General features: G+C 27.6%; 20 protein-coding genes. 3 read left to right on the plus strand and 17 right to left on the minus strand.

Features of this window, described 5'->3' with window-relative positions; genetic code table 11:
* Window positions 1–4: 4 nt before the first annotated feature.
* From AMYT_RS07420 to AMYT_RS07485, 14 genes are all read right to left on the minus strand, one after another.
* Window positions 5–2,125, minus strand: coding sequence for a chemotaxis protein CheA (locus AMYT_RS07420; RefSeq protein ID WP_114841915.1), 2,121 nt, complete (start codon window positions 2,123–2,125; stop codon window positions 5–7).
* A 13-nt stretch (window positions 2,126–2,138) separates the two neighbouring features.
* Window positions 2,139–2,507 (minus strand): response regulator, encoded by a 369-nt coding sequence (locus AMYT_RS07425; RefSeq protein WP_114841916.1) that lies wholly within the window; start codon window positions 2,505–2,507, stop codon window positions 2,139–2,141.
* Window positions 2,508–2,586: 79 nt separating this feature from the next.
* Window positions 2,587–4,767 carry a polyribonucleotide nucleotidyltransferase gene (locus AMYT_RS07430; protein WP_114841917.1) on the minus strand — a complete coding sequence of 727 codons (2,181 nt, stop codon included), beginning with the start codon at window positions 4,765–4,767 and terminating at the stop codon, window positions 2,587–2,589.
* Between the two features lie 11 nt (window positions 4,768–4,778).
* Entirely contained in the window at window positions 4,779–5,423 is a 645-nt protein-coding gene (locus AMYT_RS07435; RefSeq protein WP_114841918.1) for a phosphoribosyltransferase, read from the minus strand.
* Between the two features lie 3 nt (window positions 5,424–5,426).
* Window positions 5,427–7,529, minus strand: a complete 2,103-nt coding sequence (locus AMYT_RS07440; RefSeq protein ID WP_114841919.1) for an LPS-assembly protein LptD — start codon at window positions 7,527–7,529, stop codon at window positions 5,427–5,429.
* Window positions 7,522–7,959, minus strand: a complete 438-nt coding sequence (locus tag AMYT_RS07445) for an RDD family protein (RefSeq protein ID WP_114841920.1) — start codon at window positions 7,957–7,959, stop codon at window positions 7,522–7,524. The genes AMYT_RS07440 and AMYT_RS07445 overlap by 8 nt, the downstream gene beginning before the upstream one ends.
* A 4-nt stretch (window positions 7,960–7,963) precedes the next feature.
* Window positions 7,964–9,229, minus strand: coding sequence for a phosphoribosylamine--glycine ligase (gene purD, locus AMYT_RS07450; protein ID WP_114841921.1), 1,266 nt, complete (start codon window positions 9,227–9,229; stop codon window positions 7,964–7,966).
* Window positions 9,230–9,466: 237 nt separating this feature from the next.
* Window positions 9,467–10,096, minus strand: coding sequence for a uroporphyrinogen-III synthase (locus AMYT_RS07455; protein WP_114841922.1), 630 nt, complete (start codon window positions 10,094–10,096; stop codon window positions 9,467–9,469).
* A 3-nt stretch (window positions 10,097–10,099) separates the two neighbouring features.
* On the minus strand, window positions 10,100–11,578 hold the full coding sequence (gene der / locus AMYT_RS07460; RefSeq protein WP_114841923.1) for a ribosome biogenesis GTPase Der: 1,479 nt from the start codon (window positions 11,576–11,578) through the stop codon (window positions 10,100–10,102).
* A gap of 83 nt (window positions 11,579–11,661) precedes the next feature.
* The gene (gene hpf / locus AMYT_RS07465) at window positions 11,662–12,204 is read right to left on the minus strand and encodes a ribosome hibernation-promoting factor, HPF/YfiA family (RefSeq protein WP_114841924.1); all 543 of its coding nucleotides are present in this window, start codon (window positions 12,202–12,204) and stop codon (window positions 11,662–11,664) included.
* Window positions 12,205–12,643: 439 nt separating this feature from the next.
* A complete protein-coding gene (locus AMYT_RS07470) occupies window positions 12,644–14,809 on the minus strand; it encodes a DNA translocase FtsK (RefSeq protein ID WP_265936033.1) in 2,166 nt (721 codons plus the stop codon).
* A 72-nt stretch (window positions 14,810–14,881) separates the two neighbouring features.
* A complete protein-coding gene (gene lpxD / locus AMYT_RS07475) occupies window positions 14,882–15,829 on the minus strand; it encodes a UDP-3-O-(3-hydroxymyristoyl)glucosamine N-acyltransferase (RefSeq protein WP_114841926.1) in 948 nt (315 codons plus the stop codon).
* A 41-nt stretch (window positions 15,830–15,870) separates the two neighbouring features.
* Window positions 15,871–16,371, minus strand: a complete 501-nt coding sequence (gene ilvN, locus AMYT_RS07480; protein WP_114841927.1) for an acetolactate synthase small subunit — start codon at window positions 16,369–16,371, stop codon at window positions 15,871–15,873.
* A complete protein-coding gene (locus tag AMYT_RS07485; RefSeq protein ID WP_114841928.1) occupies window positions 16,364–18,058 on the minus strand; it encodes an acetolactate synthase large subunit in 1,695 nt (564 codons plus the stop codon). Before AMYT_RS07485 ends, ilvN begins: the two co-directional genes overlap by 8 nt.
* A gap of 151 nt (window positions 18,059–18,209) precedes the next feature.
* On the opposite strand from AMYT_RS07485, the gene AMYT_RS07490 reads away from it, so the two are divergent.
* Window positions 18,210–19,004 (plus strand): flagellin N-terminal helical domain-containing protein, encoded by a 795-nt coding sequence (locus AMYT_RS07490; protein ID WP_114841929.1) that lies wholly within the window; start codon window positions 18,210–18,212, stop codon window positions 19,002–19,004.
* Here the strand turns inward: AMYT_RS07490 and AMYT_RS07495 are convergent.
* From AMYT_RS07495 to AMYT_RS07505, 3 genes are read right to left on the minus strand one after another with little or no spacing between them, the layout of a single operon-like run.
* A complete protein-coding gene (locus AMYT_RS07495; RefSeq protein WP_114841930.1) occupies window positions 18,999–19,913 on the minus strand; it encodes a Ppx/GppA phosphatase family protein in 915 nt (304 codons plus the stop codon). The two genes, AMYT_RS07490 and AMYT_RS07495, sit on opposite strands and share 6 nt — an antisense overlap.
* On the minus strand, window positions 19,913–20,470 hold the full coding sequence (locus AMYT_RS07500) for a CDP-alcohol phosphatidyltransferase family protein (protein WP_114841931.1): 558 nt from the start codon (window positions 20,468–20,470) through the stop codon (window positions 19,913–19,915). Before AMYT_RS07500 ends, AMYT_RS07495 begins: the two co-directional genes overlap by 1 nt.
* Before the next feature lie 10 nt (window positions 20,471–20,480).
* Window positions 20,481–21,578, minus strand: a complete 1,098-nt coding sequence (locus AMYT_RS07505) for a GGDEF domain-containing protein (RefSeq protein ID WP_114841932.1) — start codon at window positions 21,576–21,578, stop codon at window positions 20,481–20,483.
* A gap of 130 nt (window positions 21,579–21,708) precedes the next feature.
* Between AMYT_RS07505 and AMYT_RS07510 the strand changes: the two genes are divergently transcribed.
* Together AMYT_RS07510 and AMYT_RS07515 are read left to right on the plus strand one after the other, a co-directional pair.
* Entirely contained in the window at window positions 21,709–22,197 is a 489-nt protein-coding gene (locus AMYT_RS07510; protein ID WP_114841933.1) for a putative metalloprotease CJM1_0395 family protein, read from the plus strand.
* Entirely contained in the window at window positions 22,187–22,432 is a 246-nt protein-coding gene (locus AMYT_RS07515; protein ID WP_114841934.1) for a hypothetical protein, read from the plus strand. The genes AMYT_RS07510 and AMYT_RS07515 overlap by 11 nt, the downstream gene beginning before the upstream one ends.
* The last annotated feature ends 2 nt before the right edge of the window (window positions 22,433–22,434 follow it).

A 22,434-nucleotide genomic window follows, 5' to 3' on the forward strand; every position in this document is an offset into this window, starting at 1 on the left:
GCTTTTAAGAGGCTTTTCTCTTTAATGCATTAATACTTTTTTCAATCTTGATTTGAGCATTGATAATTCCAAGAACATCTAAAATTAGACCAATACTTCCATCCCCTCTAACTGTAGCAGCCCCTATTCCATCAACACTTCTAAAGTTTTTATCTAAAGGTTTTACAACCACTTGATGTTGATTTAAGAACTCATCAATAGAAATAGCTACTTTTGTATTACCTGATTTAACAACAATTAACATACCATCTTCAAGTTTTTCAAATGTAGGTTTAATTCCAAATAATTGGTGTAATCTTACAACAGGAATAAACTCTTCTCTTAACATTAATAAGTCTTGAGTTCCATCTCCAATTTTCTTTATCATATCAGAAGTTGGTTGTAATGATTCTACTATTGAACTTAGTGGTAAAATATATTTTTGATCTCCAACTGCAATATCTAAACCATCTAAAATTGCAAGAGTTAAAGGTAACATAATAGTTATTGTAGTTCCATAACCTTTTTCTGTATCAAGTTTAATTGCTCCACCAAGTTTTTGTATATTTGTTTTAACAACATCCATACCTACACCACGACCAGAAATATCAGTAATTTCTTTTGCAGTACTAACTCCTGCACCAAATACAAGCATAGCTTTATCATTTTCTGTCATAGTTGCATATTGATTTTCATCAATTAAACCATTTTCTAAAGCTTTAGAAGCAACTTTTTCAGCATCAATTCCTCTACCATCATCTTTAATAGTAATAATCATTTGTCCATTAGCTTGCTCTGCTGAAATTGTAATAAATCCAGTTTCACTTTTCCCGTTATTAACTCTTTCATCAGGAGTTTCTAAACCATGGTCTAAAGAGTTTCTGATAATATGCATTAAAGGATCTGTTAATCCTTCAATCATCGCTTTATCAATTTCAACTCCATCACCATAATGTTTAAATTCAACTTTTTTATTTAATTTTTTAGAAATATCTCTTACAACTTTAGGGAATTTAGAATAAATAGATTCCATTGGAACCATTCTAATACTCATAATAGAGTCTTGCATATCTCTAATATGTCTTTCTAATAGTTCTAATCTTTCTAAAACTGCATTTCTTGTTTTTGCTTCTTCAATTGAAGTTGAAAATTGAGTTAGCATAGCATTTGTAATAACTAAATCTCCAACATTATTCATAAGTAAATCAATTTTATCTAAATTTACTCTAATATTATTGTTTGCAGAAGCAGCTTTTTTAGAAGCTTCTGCAGCTGCTGAAACCTCTTTTGCTTTTCTTTCAACTGCTGGTCTAGTAGCAGGAGTAGGAACTTTTTTTGGTTCTTCTTTTACTGCTTTTACTTCTTTAACAGGCATTGGTTCAGGTACTATTTTTGGCTCTTCTTTAACTTCATTTAATTCCATTTTAGAATTAGGAGTAATTGATGGCATATCATCAAAGAAACCAAAATTTTCTTCATCATCATAAATACTTTGAGAAGAAGTATCACTCATACTTAATCTTGCTGTTTCTTCTAAATCATCATCAAAGAAACCATAAGGAGTATTTCCCTCTTCTAAATCATCATCAGCAAAAATACCATATGTTTTATGATCTCGTTGTTCATTTAAATCATCATCAAAAAAACCTATAGAATTGTTTTCCTTTGTACTTTCTTGTACTTTTGTTTCAGTAGGAGTTTCTACTTTAACTTCTTGTGGCTGTGATTTTGATACAACAACTTCACCATTTGAGTATGCAATAATCTCTTTTAATAGTTCAGATGTCATTTCTTCAAAAGTTTCTCTTGTTAGATCTTCTGCTACTTCTAACTCTAAAAGTTCTTTCATTACATCTAAACCATCTATTAATGTAGAAGCCATTTCAGGTTGAAATTCTATTTGATGATTTCTTAATTTATCCATCATATTTTCAACATTATGAGTAAATTCAGCAAATAGATTTAATTCAACAGAAGCACCACTACCTTTTAAAGTATGTACATCTCTAAAAAGTTGTCCCATTTGTTCATCTGTTAAACTTCCATTAGTTTCAGCTTCTAGCAAAACATTATCAGCAGACTCAAAAAGCTCTTCTGCCTCTTCTACGAACATTTCTCTATATTTAGATATATCAAAACCTGCCATGATTTATCCTTTTTTATCTACTTAACACAATATTTACAGCTTTTAACAACTGATCAGGAACGAATGGTTTTACAATCCATCCAGTTGCACCAGCAGCTTTTCCTTTTGCTTTCATTTCATCACTTCTTTCAGTCGTTAAAACTAAAATAGGTTTAGTTGAATATTGTGGCAATTTTCTTAATTCACTAATTAATGTTAATCCATCCATATTTGGCATATTAACATCAGTAATAATTAGATCATACATTGAAGCCTTAGCTTTTTCTAAACCATCAACGCCGTCAACAGCTTCAGTTACATCAGTATACCCACCTTCGTTAAGTGCATAGTTTAACATATCTCTTAACATTGTTGAGTCATCTACTATTAAAAGCTTAGCCATTAAAAACCCCTTATTTTCTATAAATAAATATTATTTTTTATATCTTAACTAAAGAACTATTAATTTAGTATTAAAAATTTTATAATAGTGCAGAAGCTAATTCAATTCTATCTTTTTTCACATTTAATACTTTAATTTCTACAGTATCTGACACTTTTAAAACATCTGATACATTATTTACTCTCTCTTTAGAAATTTTTGAGATATGTAATAAACCTTCACCACCTTTTGGTAAAGAAATAAAAGCACCAAAATCAGTAATTCTTTCTACTTTTCCCTCTAAAACTTCATCAACTTGATATAATTTTTCAAAATCTAAATTTTTCACATTATCTTTTTTTGAAGAAGCATTATTTGAAATAGTTTTAATATGTTCACAAGCATCAAGAACATTTTGTTTATTCTCTCCACTTACTTTTACATTTCCGCTATCTCTATCTAAATCAATTGATACAGAGAATTTTTCAATAATTTCTTTAATAGTAGCACCTGCTTTTCCAATAATAACCATAATTTTACTTGGGTCAATTGCAAACTGTTCTACTAAAGGTAATGCTTCACTTGGAACAATCTCTTGTGCAGCTTCTTCCATAAGTCCTAAAATATGCATTCTTCCTTCTTTTGCTTGAAGTAAAGCCTCTTTTAATACTTCTAATTCAATCCCACCAAGTTTTATATCCATTTGTAAAGCAGTAATTCCCTCTTTTGTTCCAGCAACTTTAAAATCCATATCTCCATCATGGTCTTCTAATCCCATAATATCTGTTAATACAGAATATTTATTCCCTTCAACAACCATACCCATAGCAACACCAGCAACTAAATTAGAAATAGGTATACCTGCTGCTTTAAGTGCAAGAGAACCTCCACAAACAGTAGCCATAGATGAAGAACCATTTGATTCTAAAATTTCTGATACTAACCTAATTGTTTCTGAAAAGTCTTTATCAATAGTAGCTTCTAAAGCTTTTTTAGCAAGATTTCCATGTCCTAACTCTCTTCTTCCTACTCCAAACATAGGTTTTGCTTCACCAACTGAAAAACCTGGGAAGTTATAATGAACCATAAAGTTTTCCATAGAAGTTGATTTATCAGTTAAAACTTCATACATTTGTCCATCTTTAGGTCCTGCAATTGTACCTACAACTAAAGCTTGAGTTTCACCCCTTGTAAATAAACAAGAAGAGTGAGTTGATGGTAAAATATTTGTTTCAATACAAATTGGTCTAACATCTTTTAGCCCTCTACCATCTGCTCTTACTTTTTCATCAACTATCATTGCTCTTACAATTTCTCTTTTTACAATAGAAACTGCTTCATATATTTCACTATATGAAATTTCATTTTCTAAAGAGTAAGTATCTGTTGAGATTAGTTTTGCAACTTCTTTTAACTCAACTGCTCTTTCACTTTTTGCTAATTTTTTAATAGCCTCTTTTATATTATTTGAATAATTTTCTTTTACATATTCAATAATCTTTTCATCTATTGTAAATTGAACTAATTCAACTTCTTTTTTCTCTTTACAAACAATCTCAAATCCATTTTCGTATGTAGTATTTACTTCATTTAAAACTTTTTGAGCTAAAGAAATTGCTTCAACTAAATCATCTTCACTCATCTCATTTGTTTTATGAACTTTAGTAAAAGCTTCAATATCTACTTCCACCATCTCTTCATTTGAAATAGCTTTCATTTCTATCATTAAAAGTTCTTCTTTTGAACCTGCTACATATAAATCTAAAGTAGATTGTTCTAATTGAGAAGCTGTTGGATTTACAATATATTCTCCTTCAACCTTCCCTATTCTTACCCCTGCAACTGATTTTTTTACAGGAATATTTGAAGTATACAGTGCTGCACTTGCTGCATTTAAACTTAAAACTTGTAGGTCAACATCTTTATCTGCACTAAGTACCATTACTGTAATAGTAGTAGGATATACATATCCTTTAGGGAAAAGGGGTCTTAAACTTCTATCAATTACTCTTGAAGTTAAAGTTTCAAATTCACTAGGTTTTGATTCTCTTTTAATAAATCCTCCTGGTAATTTTGCAGCTGCATATGTCTTTTCAACATATTGAACAGTAAGTGGAGTAAAATCCTCTTCTACTGGATTATCAAATTCACTTACTACGGTTGCAAGTACTACTGCATTACCTAATTTTGCTAAAACAGAACCATTTGATTGTTTTGCTACTTTATTAAATTCAAAAAACTCTCTTTTCCCATTTAATTCAAACTCACACACTGTTGACATACATTTTTCCTTTATTTAAGTTTTTTTATATCTTCAAAATTTATATTTTCTAATTTGTCATAGTAAAAATCTATAAAAATAAAATGATCTAATTTTTTTACATAATACAAATCATCAGCAATAGACTCTATAGTTGGAACACTTGCACTTGGTAATATAGGTGTTGCAACAGATACAGATTTTGCACCAAGATTAATAGCAGTTTTAATACAAGCCATCATTGTAAGACCTGTATTTAACCCTTCATCCACTAATAAAACATTCTTATTTTCTAAAGACTTTATAGTATCACCTTCTCTATAAAGTTTTACAGTTTTTAATAATTGTTTTTCATAAATTTGTTTAGATTTTGCAAAGATAAAATCCAAACTAATTTCAAAAGATTTAGCTAACTCTTCATGAATAACTACCTCTTCTGTTTCAGTAACAATTGCAATTTCACAATCTTCATTATTTGGAGCCATAATTTTACTTGTAAATAAAACATCAAAATTTGACTCCAATCTATTTGCAATTATTTTAGCAATAGGAACACCTCCATAAGAGGCAGCTATTACAGTCCACTCTTCAAGTTTCATACTCTCAATTGGAAGAACATCTAATAGTCTAAAAGCAGCTACATCCCTATTTTTAAAATATATTTGTTCATTTTGCATAAATTACTCTCTATTATCTTTTACTTTATAATTTTGCTGAATTCCACCAATTGGTTTTAATAATAGTTGCACATAAAAAACATCTTGTTTTTTTCTAGTATATAATTCACTTGAACTAGCTTTAATTTCTTTTTCTAATCTAAAATCCAATTCCCAACATCTATCTAATATACTAAATAAAATACCTTGTTTACTTCTTAGCTTATCTTTAATATTATAGTTTTCATAATATCCAATTTTATAATCATTTGAAATAGTATAATTTGCATTGATATTATATGATTCCAAATCCTCTTTTCCAGAGTTTGGAGTATCTTTAGACATATAATAACTTAAAGTTAAAATAAAATCTTCATAGCTTAAAGTAAAAGCTGTTGAGTTTTCAATAAAAGTATTATCTTCATGATTATAAATTACTTTATTAGAAATTGTTCCTAAGAAATAGTTATAAATAATCTCATTTTCTAAATTTTGTAATTTTGGATTATTAAAATTATCAAAAGCGATTGATTGTTTTAATTTATGATTAATTATCTGTCTTAAATCCTCAATATCATAAAAAGATTGATTTAAAGCCAATTCAATAGCTCTTTTTGTCTCATTAATAGGAAATACGCTTAATTCATTTGTAGAAGTATTTATACTATATAAATCTCCTGTTTTTTCCAATGTTGTTGCATCCACATAACTAGCAGATAAGTTCATTGTATGAATAAAACTATCATAAGGCTTTAATAAGTCTGTACTTAATCCTAAAGTTGTAATATTTTCAACAAAAGTTCCATCTTTTAATTTTAAATCAGTATTTGAATATTTATAGTGATTTAATACTGTCTCATTTTTTATTATAAATTGTAAATAATCATCAAAAAGTGGTATAGAATAAGAAATTGGAATATTTAAATCATATTTTTGAGCTGTAATTCCTTCATCTCTTGTATGATTTGTATATCTTGTATCAATTGAATATAAAAGATTATCTAAAAATGCTGGTTGTGAATACTTATGAAAATGCAATTGTGGTAGTTCTTGCATAGTTGTTCTATTTGATTCAAGTGACATATCTTTATAATGTCTAAAATATAACCCTGAATAATAGTTTGAAGTATTATAAAAATAGTTGATTTTCGATTCTACTTTTTTCTCTTCATCTTCATTATAATCTCTATCTTCAATATTTCTATACTCTATATCATTAAAATATTTTGCATCAACATATAAGCCATCTTGAGACTCATCATTTGAGAAAAGTTTTGTTCTTTCATATTTTATTTCCCAACCATAATGCTCTTGATTTCTTAATTCTTCTTCTTCAAAATAATCAGATTTTTCTTTAAAATATCCAGTTCCAATACTTAAATTTGAATATTTTGAATCTGCCATTCTAAAATACCCATAAATACCTTTACCTCTATTTGTTCTAATTTGAGGAATAATTTCAAAATCATAATTTTCAGCAGGTGCAATAAAAATTGGTTGAACATATACAAAACCTTCATTTTTACCATACCCCACAGTTGGAAGTAAAAGACCTGTTCTTCTACTTCTATCTGTTGAAAAACCAAAATAAGGTGTATATAAAACAGGAATATCTTTAATATATAATCTTGTATTAAAAGCATGAAGCCATTTTGTTTCAGAATTATATTTTGCACTTGAAGCTTTAATACTCCAAGTTGGATCTTCACAATCACAACTTGATAAAACAGAGTCTTCTAAAGTAATAATCTCTTTATCTTTTTTAGATTCTTTTGAGTTTATCCAGATATTTCCAGCATTTTCAAAAATTAAACTAGGTTTTTGATATAAAGCATTGTTTGTATTATCTAAAAATGCATAATCACTTTGTGTTTGGATTTTATTATCTTTTATAATTAAAACATCATCAAAAAATTCAAAAGTATCATTTTTTTGATTGTATACAACTTTTTTTGCACTTGCATAATAACTAGAAGAGAAGATAACAACATCTCCAGTGGCGATAATACTATCATTTTCACTATCTACATTATTTGCAACAATTTGAAATTTTTCACTATTAAGGTCTTTTGCACTAACTTTGCTGCATAAGGCAACTAAACAAATAAATACTAATTTCTTAAACATTAACTACCAGCGTCCTACCAAATTTATCATGAAAAGTTTGTCTTCCATCATTAAAAAATCCAATTAAAAATCCAATATAAAAAAACATTTCACTAAAAATTCTTCCAATAGATCTTAACATTGAAGATAGTAAAGAAACTCTTCCTAAGTTATTATAATCAATTACTCTTATTTTAACAATAATTTTCCCTATTGTAGCTCCATAATACCATACAAAAAAACTTTGATAAATGAATTTAATAAAAAGAATAGGTAATAAAAATTGATTCATAATAGCTAAAACTATAGCAGCATCATTTGCTGATGCTGCTACACTATCCCAAAAAACTATTAATACTAGAAACGTAATTAAGAAATCATCAATAATAAAAGCCATAGCTCTTGATATCATTGATGCTAATTGTAAATCTGTATTATTTGAAGTATTCATAAACTTACTTTAATGCCTGATAAGCAATATCTGTTCTACATTTTTTACCAGCAAAATGAACTTGCCCACATAAAGCATAAGCTCTATCTCTTGCTTGTTTAATACTTTTCCCAAATCCAACACAAACAAGAACTCTTCCACCAGTTGCCATAAGTTTACCATCAATTTTCTCTACACCAGCAAAAGAGATATGTGTATTATTTAAAATATCTTCATCTACTATTTCATCAACAATAATTTCAGCAGGCTCACTACTTGAATAAGGATAGTTTCCACTTGCCATTACAACCCCAACTGCAAATTCATCTTTAATTTTAATATCCAATGAATCTAAATCTTTTGTAGCACCTTTATAAAAAAGCTCAGAAACAGGAGTTTGTAGTAAAGGCATAAGAATTTCACACTCAGGATCACCAAATCTTACATTATACTCAAGTACAATTGGTTCACCTTTTACAACCATGATTCCAATAAATAATACCCCTTCAAAAGCAGCATTTTCTTTTCTCATTCCCTCTAAAGTAGGTTTAATTACTCTTTCTTCAACTTTTTTATAAATTTCATCATTTACTAAAGGTGTAGGGGCATATGCTCCCATTCCACCAGTATTTGGACCTGTATCATTATCCCCTACTCTTTTATGATCTTGAGCAGCAGGTAATACTTTATAATTTACTCCATCACAAATTGCAAAAATAGATAGTTCATATCCATCTAAAAACTCTTCAATTACTACATTTGTTCCTGCTTCACCAAAAGAGTTTCCATTTAGCATTTCAGAGGCTGCTTCTTTAGCTTCTTGTTTAGTTGAAGCTATGATTACACCTTTTCCTGCACATAAACCATCTGCTTTTACAACTATTGGCTCATTCATTGTATCAATAAAAGCATGAGCTTCTTGCTCATTTGTTGTTTCAATAAAAGCTGCTGTTGGAATATTATATTTTTTAAGAATATTTTTCATATAAGCTTTTGAACCTTCAAGTCTAGCTGCTGCACGACTAGGTCCAAAAATTGTTAAGTTATGTTTTCTAAATATATCAACTACACCATCAACTAATGGAGCTTCAGGACCTACAATTGTTAAATCAATATTATTATCTTTTGCCCATAAAGCTAACTCTTCATAATCTTTTATATTAATATTTTTACCTAAGTTCTCAGTAGCACCATTTCCTGGTGTAAAAAATAAAGTATGTTTTTTCTCATTAAAAATACTAAGACCTATAGAGTATTCTCTCCCACCACTTCCAAGAATTAATATATTCACTAGATTTCCTTAAATTAGTTTGTAGTTTCCAAGTAGCCGTTAACCATCAAAATGGCCCACAAAAGCCAAAAACAGGAGTAAGAACTCTATATTAGGAACGCAAACATATTGAAGCATTACACACCATATAGTTACAATTACTCACAAAAATACAGTATTCGGACCCTCAACAATGGATATCCCGAACTACTTAGATATAATTATTTTACCTAATTATGCTTGAAGTAAAGATTAAAATTATAAATTCTTAGCAAGTTTTATACACTCTTCTATTGCTGTGGAATTACTCACTTTATATTTTATTTCTTTTGGCAAAAATTTTGCTGTTGTATTTCCAATTACAATAGCTTCAAAAGAGCTTCTCCAACTATATTTTTTAAAAAAACACTCAATTGAAGAAGGTGAAGTAAAGATAAAAATAGAGTTATCTTTTAAGTTTGTATTTAATTCTTTATTACATACCGTTTCATATATGGCAATATCTTCTATTTGAATATTATTTGATTTTAAAATCTCTACTAAATTTGAAACAGTTCTTGATGCTTTTAAATATAAAACCTTTTTATTTTTTAAAACAGATAAAAGTTCATAAGCAAATTCATTTCCATGACCACTATTACCTACAAAATCTACCTTTCCTCCTACTTTTTCAATAATTTGTGCAGTTTTTTTTGCTATTGCATAACAAGGAAGATTTTTCCACTGTTTATTAAAAGAATCAATAGAATAAACGGCATTTTTAGAAGTAAAAATAATTGCATCATATCTATTAAAATCAATTTGTTTTTTAAGATAATTTATTTTAAATACTTCTAAATTTTCCACATTAGGGAACTTTAAATTGCTTAAAAGATAGATATTTTTCATATCTTAACCTTGAAAAGACTCTTCATTATCCTCTTCTCTTTGTCCTTTTTTTCTTGCTAAAATATGAATTGGTGTACCTTCAAAATTAATATTATCTCTTAAATAATTAATTAAATATCTTTTATAAGAGAAGTGTAAAAGATTTGGTTTATTCATAATAAGAGCTATTCTTGGCGGTTTTGATTCAAACTGTGTTGTATAATAAATTCTTAAATAATTACCATTTGGACTTGGAAGGGCGTGTCTAATTACTGCTTCTTCTACAATTTTATTTAAAGTAGCTGTTGGTATTCTTTGAGAATAATTATTATATATTTCAATTATTTTATCTTTTAATCTTCCAATACTTCTTCCTGTTTTAGCTGAAACAGCAATAATTGGAGCATAATATAAAAATTTAAATTTACTTCTTACAGTCTCTTCAAACTTTTTAAAAGTATCCATATTTTCATCCCATTTATTAAGTACAATAATAGTACCTAATCCATATTCATCCACAAGTCCAGCAATTTTTTCATCTAAATCTACTAATGTTTCAGAGGCATCAAGAACAACCAATGCAAGATTTGCTTTTTCTAGCATCTCTTTAGTTCTCATTAGGGCGTATTTTTCTATTCCTTCAATTTTACCTCTTCTTCTAAGACCTGCTGTATCAACAAAAGTAATAGTTTTTCCTTCATATTCAAAAGCTTCATCAACTGGGTCAATTGTTGTTCCTGCTATTGGTGAAACTACTGATCTTTCTTCTCCTAATAAAGCATTTAAGATTGAACTTTTCCCCACATTTGTTCTTCCAATAATTGCTACATTAATTTTATCATCGCAATCTTCTTCTTGCTCTTCGTCATCTTCTTCATAAATTTCTTCTATATACTCTTCTTCAAACTCTTCTTCATCTTCAAAATAATCATCATCATCTTGTCCTTTTTTCTCTTCTTTAAGAGTTTGTAAGGCTAAAGCTATCTCTTCTTCACTTGGTGGTAAATCTTTTGCTATCCATTCAAATAGTTTTTTAGTACCTCTATTATGAGAAACTGAGATACCAAAAAGGTTTTCATCATCAATACCAAATTCATAAAAAGACCAAAGTCTTTCTTTTTCTTTATCATTATCAATTTTATTAACAACTAGAGCTAATCTTTTACCTAAATCCTGAAGCTCATAAAATAGTTCTTTATCCTTATCATCTGGTATTCTTTTCCCATCTACCATAAAAAGTATTATATCAGCCTCTTTTGCACACTCAATTGCTTTTCTTTTTACATTACTAAAAATTGCATCATTTGTTTCATCAATTCCTCCTGTATCAAGCATTAAGGCTTTTCTTCCTAAAACTTCAACTTCATGCTTTCTAATATCTCTTGTTGTACCAGCTAAGTCTGAAACAATTGCTATTCTTTTTTTAGCAATTCTATTAAATAGAGAACTTTTCCCTACATTTGGTTGTCCAATTAAAGCAATTTTTTTTAATGGTTCTTTCATTTTTTCTATTTCCTATTTTTTCTAAATTAAAAAAGGTATTAGCAAAATTGCTAATACCTCTTAAATTATATTAATATCTTCTATTAATATAATCCAAATTTTCCTTCTTCTTTAGTTTTATAAAGAACTCTTAAGTTATCATCTTTGTCATAAAATACTTTAAATACTGCATCAGATGCTTTTAAATCATTTAAAGCTTCTTCAATATCTATAGGTTTGTAAGAAGTTAATCTAACTGGAACAATTTCATTTTCAAGTTTTTCTAACTCGTTAGCAATTTTATCTTCAACAGCTGAAGCTTCAACCTCAGATAATTTAGTTGCTTTGTGTCCACTTATTTTATCATGATGTCTTCTTAAAACTTTAGATACTCTATCAACTGCAATATCAATAGCAGCGTATAGATCTTTATCTTTTTGTTTTACAACAATAGTATCTAGATGAGCGATATTTAAAGTAAATTCAAATGTAAATGCTTTTTTACCATTTTTTTCATCTTGAGAGATAATTGAGTTAACAGATATAATATCTAAGTTATATTTTTTGAAAATCTCTACAGAACTATTAATATAATCTTTAATTGGCTCTGTTAGTTCTATGTGTCTTCCTACAATACTTGTATTCATAACATACTCCTTAATATATATTTTAGATATTCTAACATAAAGAAGATAAATAATCCATACAAAAATAATTATTAATCTTAACTATTCGCAATTAATTGTTTCAAACCTGCAAATTATATTTGTTTTCTAGCTTTTAATAGTTAAAATAACTATATAAAATAACACTTTTTATTTTCAGGCCATTAAAATTATTTTTATTTATAATAGTAGATTTAAGTAAATAAAATAAAAAAAATAAGAGTTCAAATAATAATTTAACTTAAAACTCATATAAATGTGAAAAATTAGAAAATAAATAATTAGTGTCAAGTTTATCTGTATTTAAAAGAGATTAAAAAGGTTTATTTTAAAGTTTATTTTTATTGAAAAAGCTACTATATTTACTGTTTCTTTACTAAAAAATAAGATAATATTTCTAGTAAAAAACAGTAAAAATCAACTAAATTAAAATATCTCTATTTCCTTTAGCATTAGCTTCTGATAGAACACCTGTTTTTTCAAGTTGTTCTACAATTGTAGCAGCTCTATTGTAGCCTATTCGGAGTTTTCTTTGAATATATGAAATAGAAGTTTTTCTATCTACTAGAACAACTTCTTTTGCATCCTCATAAAGCTCATCTAATTCACTTAGTTCAACACCTGATGAATCAGAGATATTTGAAGTTGCCCTATCTTTTACAAAATTCATATCATATTCAACTTCTCTTTGATCTTTTAAAAATTCCACAACTTTTTCAATTTCATTTTCCATTGACCAAGGGGCATGAATCCTAACAAGACCTGACATTCCAGGAGGTGTAAATAGCATATCTCCTCTTCCTAGTAAAGACTCAGCACCCATAGAATCCAAAATAATTTTAGAATCTACTTTTTGCCCTACTTTATAAGATAATCTACTAGGTAAATTAGCTTTAATAAGTCCTGTTACAACATCAACAGATGGCCTTTGTGTTGCAACGATTAAATGTATTCCAGATGCTCTTGCCATTTGTGCAAGTCTTGCAATTGAGTGTTCTACATCTTTTCCACTTGTCATCATTAAATCTGCTAACTCATCAATAACTACAACTATATAAGGGAAAGGATCATATTTTTCTTTTTTTGCTTTTTCATTATAGTTTTCAATATTCTTTGTCTTTGTTTTTGACATTAAAGTATATCTTCTTTCCATTTCAGCAACCATATTTGATAAAGCATTAATAGCATCTGTTGCTTTTGTAATAACAGGTGTTAATAAATGAGGAATATCATTATACATAGAAAACTCTAGCATTTTTGGATCAATCATTACAAGTTTTAAGTTATCTGGTGAATTTTTATATAATAGTGATAAAATCATCGCATTTATACCCACAGATTTTCCAGAACCTGTTGTTCCCGCTATTAAAAGGTGTGGTAACTTTTTTAAATCTGTTACAAAAGGTTTACCTACAATATCTTTTCCTAAAATCATAGTTAAAGGAGATTTTGCATTTTGAAAAATTTCACTTTCTAAAAGCTCTTTTATATATATTGTTTGCATATCTTCATTAGGTACTTCAATTCCCACAACATCTTTTCCTGGAATTGGAGCTTGAATTCTAATTGTTTGAGCTTTAAGTGCCATTGCTAAGTCATCTTGTAAATTTAAAATTTTAGATACTTTTACATTTGGTGCTGGTTTAAACTCAAAAGTTGTTACAACAGGACCTGTATATGTTCTTACAACATCACCTTCAATTTTAAACATTGCTAATTTATCTAATAAATCACCAATTTTTCTATCAATAACAGCTTCAGAAATTTTTGATTTTTTATCCTTAGGAGGATTTTGAAAAAAACTTGTAGAAGGAAGTTCAAAATCTTTAGGTTTTTCAGTTTTTCCTAATTCTATTTCATCTAGAAGTTTTTTATTTTCTTCCAATTCATCTACTATTATTCCATGTTGTTGTGCACTAGTTAAATCTTCTTCTATTTTACTTAACTCATCAAAAGAGTTTGGCTGATTTTCTATTTCAACAATCTCTTCAGCTTCTTCATTAGAAAATGAAGCTTTAAGCTCTTCGATATTCTCAATATTTTCAAATGTAGGTTCAATTAAAATCTCAGCAGTATCTCCATGCTCTCTAACTGTAACAGCTTTAGGTTCATCTTTTCTTTTTTCTCTTTTTTTAATATCATTTCTTTTAAGCTCTACTCTTTTAGTTTCCTCTTTTTTTGCAGGAAATTTAGGCATTTTTACGTTAAAAGAAGGCATAGAAAAATTGTTACTTTCAAATAAAACTGTTATAGTTATAATAAAACCAACCAAAACAAAAATCCAAAGTCCCGCATTTCCTATAAAAGGAGATAATTCACTTACAATAATATTCCCAATAAGCCCACTATAGGCTTTTGTTGAAACAACTAAAGATTGTAAAGTTAAAGAACTAAATAAAAGTAAAAAAACAACCATTAATTTTAAGATAAAATCATTTGTATCAAAATAATCTTTAAAATTAATTTGATATAGTGGATATAAAAGCAAAAGAAGATAGACATAAGATAAATATCCAAAGTATTTATGTGACATTTGAGCAAATAAAAACCCTATTTTTCCCACACTTTGTTGATTTGTCACAAATATAGAAAATTCTAAATATATAATAATAAAAAGAAAAATTAGAGATAATATTTTTTTAACTATGGTAAAGCCTTTCTATTTTAATAATTTTGCAATTCTACCTTGCAGTTTTAACCAAGTTTTATGTTCCATTAAAGGAAAACCTGCCCAAGACATCTTAGGAGTTGTAATTGATTTTGTAACCCCTCCTCTTGCAGCAATTGTTGTAAAAGCAGCAACTTCTAAATGACCTGCTGTTCCACTTTGACCGCCCATTATAACATACTCTTTTAATACAGTTGAGCCAGATAGTCCAACTTGTCCAGTTAATATAGTACCTTTTCCTAATTTACAATTATGGCCTATATGAACTAAATTGTCAATTCTTACTCCATTTTCAATTATTGTTGATTTAAAAGCAGCTCTATCAATAGCACAATTTGCACCAATTTCAACATCATCACCAATTATAACATTTCCATTTTGATAAATTTTAATATATTTACCATCTTTTGTATTTGCAAATCCAAAACCATCACTTCCAATAACAGTTCCTGCATGAATTATACAATCACTTCCAATTTCACAATCTCTATATATTGTAACATTTGGATAAATTACAGTATTACTACCTATTTTTACATTATCACCTATAAAACTACCAGCCATAATAGTACAAGAATCACCAATAACTGTATTTTTACCTATAAAAACATTTTCTTGAATAATAGTTTCTTCACCTATAATTGGCTTTTTACCATCTATTTCTACAATTTTAGCAGCAAAAAATTTACTAGCTTTTGCTAAATTTAAATATGGTTCTTCACAAATTAAAGCAATAGTATTTTTTGGAACTTTAGAAGCATATTCAGCTTTTACAAAAACTGCACCTGCATTTGTCTTTTCTAAATCATTTATATATTTTTTATTTTCTAAAAAAGAGATTTCATTTTTATTTGAATCAATTAAAGTATTTAAAGAAGTAATTTCTAAATCATATTCACATTTTATATCTAATGCTTGAGCTAAATCTTTTAAGTTCATTTATATATTCCTTTCAAGCAAAAGATAAGAGTTAAGTTCTCTTATCTTTCCATTGCAACAACACCACTTTTTACTACTTCAAGTGGGTTATATCTGCTATTTATAATATTTGTAAAATTTGCAATTCTATGTGGTTCATCTGTTGCTGAAATAACAATTGCATCTTCAGTTACATTTTGAATATGTCCATTATATGCCCTTGCAATAACTTCAATATCACTTAAATGTTGATCAATTGGTATTTTAATTAATACTGTCTCTTTTTCAATAACATTTCTATGTTCATTTACTTTTAACACAGGTATTAATTTATTTAATTGTTTAACAATTTGATCAATAATTCTTTTATCTCCTGTTGTAACAATAGTCATTCTAGAATATTCAGTTCCAGAAATTGGAGCTACTGTTAAAGAGTCAATATTATACCCTCTTGCTGAAAATAATCCTACAATTCTTGAAAGAGCATTATGCTCATTTAAAACAACTACTGAAATAACTTGTCTAATAGTTTCTGTATCGTAATAGTGGTTAAAATTATTCATTGATATCTCCAATTAAAGTCATTTCATTTAAAGCATGCCCATTTGGAACCATAGGTAATACTTCTTCATTTCTTGCAACAATTACTTCAATCATTGCAGGTTTTTTCTTTTCTACTGCATCTTTTAATGCAAAATCAAACTCTTCTTTTGTTGAAACTCTATATCCAATACCACCAAATGCTTCAACAAGCATTTTAAAATCTGGTTGCATAGATAAATCAGTTTGTGATAATCTATTTTCATAGAACATTGTTTGCCACTGTCTTACCATTCCTAAATAGTTATTATTTAAAATAATATTAATAACTGGTAATTTAGCTTCAACACAAGTCATAAGCTCTTGAATATTCATTAAAATAGAACCATCTCCTGTAAAGTTAATAGAAACTTTATCTGGATTAGCTTTTGCTACACCTAAAGCAGCAGGTAATCCAAATCCCATAGTTCCTAATCCACCACTAGTGATAAATTGTCTTGGAAATGAAAATGGATAAAATTGAGCTGTCCACATTTGGTGTTGTCCAACATCAGTTGAAATAATTGCTTTATCTCCTAAAAGTTTTCCAACTCTTTCAATAGGCCATTGTGGTTTAATAACTGTATTTGAATCAATATATCTTAATGGTTCTTTTTCTCTATACTCATTAAGTAATGCAACCCAATTTGAATAATCATTAAACTCATACTCTTCAACTGATTCAAGCATACCCTCAACAGTTACTTTTAAATCACCAACTATTGGATAATCAGCTTTTACTAATTTTTCAATTGAAGCTGGATCAATATCAACATGAATAACTTTTGCTTTTGAAGCAAATTCATCTAATCTTCCTGTAACTCTATCATCAAATCTAGCACCAAGTGAGATTAATAAATCTGTTTCATGAGCTGCCATATTAGCTGCAAACTCTCCATGCATACCTAGCATACCGATTAATAATGGATTTTCATGTCCCATTATCCCTCTAGCCATTAATGTTTCAACAACAGGTATATTTGTCTTTTTTGCAAACGCTCTAATTTCATGTCCACAATTTGATAAAATAGCTCCACCACCAACATAAAGCAATGGCTTTTTAGCCTTAGAAATAGCACTCATTGCTCTTTTTAACTGTTTTTTATTATATTTTACAGTTGGTTTATAAGTTGGTAAATTAACCTCTTTTGGATAAACAAAATCTGCAACTTGTGCAGTAATATCTTTTGGTATATCAATATGTACAGGTCCTGGTCTTCCAGTACTTGCAATATGAAATGCCTCTTTGATTATTCTAGGTAAATCTTCAATTTTATTTACTAAATAGTTATGTTTAGTACAAGGTCTTGAAATACCAACAGCATCAATTTCTTGAAAACCATCAGTTCCTATAATAGTAGTTGGAACCTGTCCAGAAATAACGACTAGGGGAATAGAGTCCATATATGCAGTTGCTAGACCTGTAACGGCATTTGTAAAGCCTGGTCCACTTGTAACTATAGCAACACCAACTTTTCCTGTTGATCTTGCATAACCTTCTGCTGCGTGTATAGATGCTTGTTCATGTCTATTTAATATATGTTCAAAATGGTTTTGTTTATATATTTCATCATAGACATTCATAATAGCGCCTCCAGGGTAACCAAATACTACCTTTACCCTTTCTTCTCTTAATGATTCAATAACCATTCTTGCGCCAGTCATTTTCATAATTCTTTCTCCCCAGTATTTATTAAAGTTTGTATTTTACAGAATAGTTGATTAATCTGCCTTTAATAAGGCTTCTTCTTGTTTATAATTTAGCTATATTTTATTAATTTTTTTGTATAATATATTACTAATTCAGTAAGGAGTAAGCTTTATGGATGTAAATAGTATAAACAATAATATTTCCAATCTTAGTTCTTTATCACAACAACAGTTACAAAAAAGTTCAGAAAACAGAAAAATAGAAGCTGTTTCAAACGATGCTTTAAATTTAACTATTAGTGAAAGTTATAATTTAAGAAGAGATGAACTTTCTAACTCTTTACAAACTTTTAATAATGGTATAGCTATTACAAAAATAGCTCAAAATGCCCTAGATAAGCAACAAGAAATACTTACTGATATAAAAACAAAACTTCAAGATGATACAACTGAAGATAAAAATAGCTTAAAAAGTGAAATTATAAATTTATTAAAAGATTTCACTTTAGTTGCAGAAAATACAAAATATAAAAAAGAGACTATTTTAAGTACAAAAGAGAATAGTTATGAAAGCAACTCTTTTTCAATTGAAACAAAAGAAGCAAATTTTGAGATTAATAAAATAAATACACCTTTAATTTCAAATGATTTAGCAACAACTATTCAAAAAGAGGATTTAAATAATCCTGAAACTCTAAATTCAATAGTTGAAAAACTAGATAATAGTTCAAAATATTTAAATGATACTTCAAATAATTTTAAAAAGCTATCTGAGGATATTTTGGAAAATGCTAAAGATGTACTAAAACAACAGCAAGACTTAGCTATTGCAAATAGTACAAATCATATAAATTTTGGTAAAGAAGCAAATGACTTTACAAAAAACAATCTATTTGCAAATATGGGATATTTAGCTGTATCACAAGCTAATATTGTGCAAGAACAAAGTGTAAGGCTATTATCATAGTTTATTTATTAAACAATGATTAATAGCTACTCCTTCTCTTAATCCATCATCTAAAACAATTGATTCTTTTTTATTTAAAACTTCATAAATAGCTTTATAAATATATACTCCAACTTCGATAAACTCAACTCTTCCTCTACCAACAAGTTTTGTAATAATCTCTTTTGAAGAATTTCTAAAAAGTTCTAAACATTCAAATAAATCTTCAAGTTTAACAATTGTTCCATTTACTAAATCTTTATCATAATGAAAGAAATCTTGACCAAGTTTTATTGCTGCAATAGTTGTGGGAGTCCCAGCAGTTGCTACAAAAGTAAATTCATCTAAATTTAAATTTAAACTAAGTAAAAAGTTTTTTATTTCAATTTTTTTACTCTCTAAATCTTTTTCTAAATCTTTATAATCTATATGTTTTTGAGTTAAGGTTACAATTCCAAAATTAAAACTATGTGTTTTATATGAGTCTTGATTATTTACAATAATTTCAGTTGAGCCACCACCAATATCCAATAAAATAAACTTTTCAGAATTGATTTTTTCTCTTTTTAGGGCATATTTAACCGCTAAAAGAGTTAATCTTGCTTCTTCATTTGCATCAATTATTTTAAAAGTAGCACCAGTTTGTTTTTTTAGATAATCTAAAACTTCTTGAGAGTTTTTTGCCATTCTCATAGCAGCAGTTGTAACACAAATAGCTTGTGAAGGGTCATAATTTAGTTCACTACTTGATTTTTCAATAGCTTTAATTACCCTTTCTTGTGCTTCAAAAGAAATAACTCCTGTTTGTACAAGATTATCAGCCATACCTACAACTTCATTGTATTCTGAAAGTATTTTATTATTTAAACAATCATAGACTAAAACTCTAAAAGAGTTTGAGCCTAAGTCTATAGAAGTAACTTTTTGCATTATAAGTGAGGAATTTTAATTTTTGAGTTTAATAAATAAGCAATAATAATCATAGAGATTAAAACAAACTCATCAGCAATAAATCCAGTAAGCCAAATAAGATATACAACCCATAATAATATTGCACCAAGAGGAGTTGGAACACCTGTAAAATATTTTTCTACTTCACCAACATGAGCATTTAAATTAAATTGTATTAATCTTCTAAGACCTGAGATAATATAATAAATAAATGCAAAAACAACTAAAGGAGTAAATAGTATAAGTTCTTTACCATCTATTACTGCAAAATAAATAAACATTGAAGGAACAATAACAAATGATAAAAAATCAGCATAAGAGTCTAATTGTACTCCAAAATCAGTTGATAAATTATATTTTCTTGCAATTTTTCCATCTAAAATATCAAATCCACCTGCTAGCCATGCGAACATTGCAGCACCTAAAAACTCACCATGAGTTAAAAAATAAATTGCCATAATACCTGAAGCAATATTGAAAAATGTCACTGTATTTGCTAAATTAAAGTGATTATTTTTATTAAATAAAAAAGACAATTACTCTCCTTTAAAGTGTAAACTGGTTTCTACCATTTTGTTTTGATTTATATAAGTTTTCATCTGCTAATTTATAAAGTTTATTTGCAGAAATATAACTATGGGCTTCATAAATAACTGCCCCAATAGAAATAGATACCACATCTAATACTTTACTTCCCTTATGTTCAATAGCTAAATTTACAACTTTTTTATTTATATCTTCAAGACATTCAATTAAAATATCTTTTTGAGTATCAAATAAAACTACTCCAAACTCTTCTCCACCAAGTCTAAAAACATATTCATACTCTTTATTGAAATAGCTTTTTAATTCACTTGCAACAGCTTTTAAAGTTTCATCACCCATATCATGACCATAAGTATCATTATATTGTTTAAAAAAATCAATATCTATAATAATAAAGGCACTTCTCCAGTTATTTGCATTTGAAATAAAAGGTAAATTATCAAAAATTGTATCAAAATATTTTCTATTGTAAAGTTTTGTCATAGAGTCAGTAATTGAGTCTATTTTATACTTTTTATTTAATATTGTTAATTGATTATCTTTTTTTATGATTTGATATATTATAAATATAATTATAGCAAAAGAAACTATAATTATAGCTACAAGGTTGTAAAATAGATAGTTTTTCATATCTGAATAATCTTTTAAAAATTCTCTTCTTTGTTTATATGCAATATCAACCTCATGTTCTTTTAAAAAATTAATCTGCTTTAAAATCAATTCATATGCCTCTATTTTATCAATTTTAAAAGAAGAAATAATAGATTTATCAATATCATTTACAATAACTCTTTCTTTTTGCGTTTTATATGAGTTGGCATATTGTTTCCAATTTTTAAGAATTACAGTTTTTTCAGCAGTTATATTACATTTATTATTTGTTAATTCTTTGCATTTAATTATTGTTTGATAGTTTTTTAAAACTAAATCTAAAGTAATTAAAGGTACAAAATTCCCAAAATATATCCCATCAATTTGTTTTTTTAGCTTATCAATTTGTGAATTAAATAAAAAACTTGCACTAATTAAAGTTAAGATAATTATAGTTACTAAAATAGCAAGTTTAAAAGAAACTGATTTAAAAAATTTATTTTTCATAAGCTGGATTATAGCTAAAATAAATTTAACAATTATTAATTTTATCTTTAAAAATTTTACTATTTTTATTATATTTACTTCTTTACAAATTTATGTTAGAATAAAATAAAATTGAAAAAGAGGATGTAAAATGTTAGTAAATGATAATTTAACAGTTTCATCTATATATCAGCAAATTGCTCAAAAGAAAGCTCAATTATCTAATATAGATAAAGAAGAATTTGAAAAATCAACTTTTGAAAATAAAAATAAAGTTGAACAATTAGGTAAAAATTATGATGAAAATGATTACCAAAGAGTAATAGATAAGTTTAAAAACCTAGATTCTCAAACAAAAGCCCATGAACAATTACATGCCTCTTTAGCAAATACAAGAGGTGCCATTTCATATAACTATCAAATGGGACCTGATGGAAAACTTTATGCAACAGGAGGGAATGTAAGATTAGATACTTCTCTTCCTAAAGATGAAGGTGCTGCACTTGCTAAATTAAATGAATTACAAAAAGCATCTTCTTCACCTAGTGGTTTAAGTGGTGCAGATGCCCAAATAGCAAGAACTGCAAATTTAAATAAAATGCTTATTTTAAGTAAACAAGGAGAAAGTTATGAGAATTGATAATAGTATGAATTTAAATGCTATGATAGCAACTCAAGTACAAGTTTCTCAAAATGCACAAACAATAGCTGATGTTGCTAATTCTATAGGAGACCCTCAGTTACTTGAAGTTTCACAAGAATTAATAGATGCTATTACTTCTCAAATACCTAATGTAATTGCATATAGTGCAAATGCAAATGCAATACAAACACAAAATGAAGTTTCAAATATGATGTTAAATATTAAGGCTTAAAA

Origin of the sequence: Malaciobacter mytili LMG 24559 (assembly GCF_003346775.1) — a bacterium.
GTDB lineage: Bacteria > Campylobacterota > Campylobacteria > Campylobacterales > Arcobacteraceae > Malaciobacter > Malaciobacter mytili.

Bases quoted from the DNA above. Each gene is read 5' to 3' on its own strand.
- AMYT_RS07505 (WP_114841932.1), bottom strand. From the start codon at position 21,578: ATGAAAAATAAATTTTTTAAATCAGTTTCTTTTAAACTTGCTATTTTA.
- AMYT_RS07485 (WP_114841928.1), bottom strand. From the start codon at position 18,058: ATGAAAATGACTGGCGCAAGAATGGTTATTGAATCATTAAGAGAAGAA.
- ilvN (WP_114841927.1), bottom strand. From the start codon at position 16,371: ATGAATAATTTTAACCACTATTACGATACAGAAACTATTAGACAAGTT.
- AMYT_RS07510 (WP_114841933.1), top strand. From the start codon at position 21,709: ATGTTAGTAAATGATAATTTAACAGTTTCATCTATATATCAGCAAATT.
- AMYT_RS07440 (WP_114841919.1), bottom strand. From the start codon at position 7,529: ATGTTTAAGAAATTAGTATTTATTTGTTTAGTTGCCTTATGCAGCAAA.
- AMYT_RS07435 (WP_114841918.1), bottom strand. From the start codon at position 5,423: ATGCAAAATGAACAAATATATTTTAAAAATAGGGATGTAGCTGCTTTT.
- AMYT_RS07490 (WP_114841929.1), top strand. From the start codon at position 18,210: ATGGATGTAAATAGTATAAACAATAATATTTCCAATCTTAGTTCTTTA.
- AMYT_RS07420 (WP_114841915.1), bottom strand. From the start codon at position 2,125: ATGGCAGGTTTTGATATATCTAAATATAGAGAAATGTTCGTAGAAGAG.
- hpf (WP_114841924.1), bottom strand. From the start codon at position 12,204: ATGAATACAAGTATTGTAGGAAGACACATAGAACTAACAGAGCCAATT.
- AMYT_RS07445 (WP_114841920.1), bottom strand. From the start codon at position 7,959: ATGAATACTTCAAATAATACAGATTTACAATTAGCATCAATGATATCA.
- lpxD (WP_114841926.1), bottom strand. From the start codon at position 15,829: ATGAACTTAAAAGATTTAGCTCAAGCATTAGATATAAAATGTGAATAT.
- der (WP_114841923.1), bottom strand. From the start codon at position 11,578: ATGAAAGAACCATTAAAAAAAATTGCTTTAATTGGACAACCAAATGTA.
- AMYT_RS07430 (WP_114841917.1), bottom strand. From the start codon at position 4,767: ATGTCAACAGTGTGTGAGTTTGAATTAAATGGGAAAAGAGAGTTTTTT.
- AMYT_RS07495 (WP_114841930.1), bottom strand. From the start codon at position 19,913: ATGCAAAAAGTTACTTCTATAGACTTAGGCTCAAACTCTTTTAGAGTT.
- AMYT_RS07515 (WP_114841934.1), top strand. From the start codon at position 22,187: ATGAGAATTGATAATAGTATGAATTTAAATGCTATGATAGCAACTCAA.
- AMYT_RS07455 (WP_114841922.1), bottom strand. From the start codon at position 10,096: ATGAAAAATATCTATCTTTTAAGCAATTTAAAGTTCCCTAATGTGGAA.
- AMYT_RS07425 (WP_114841916.1), bottom strand. From the start codon at position 2,507: ATGGCTAAGCTTTTAATAGTAGATGACTCAACAATGTTAAGAGATATG.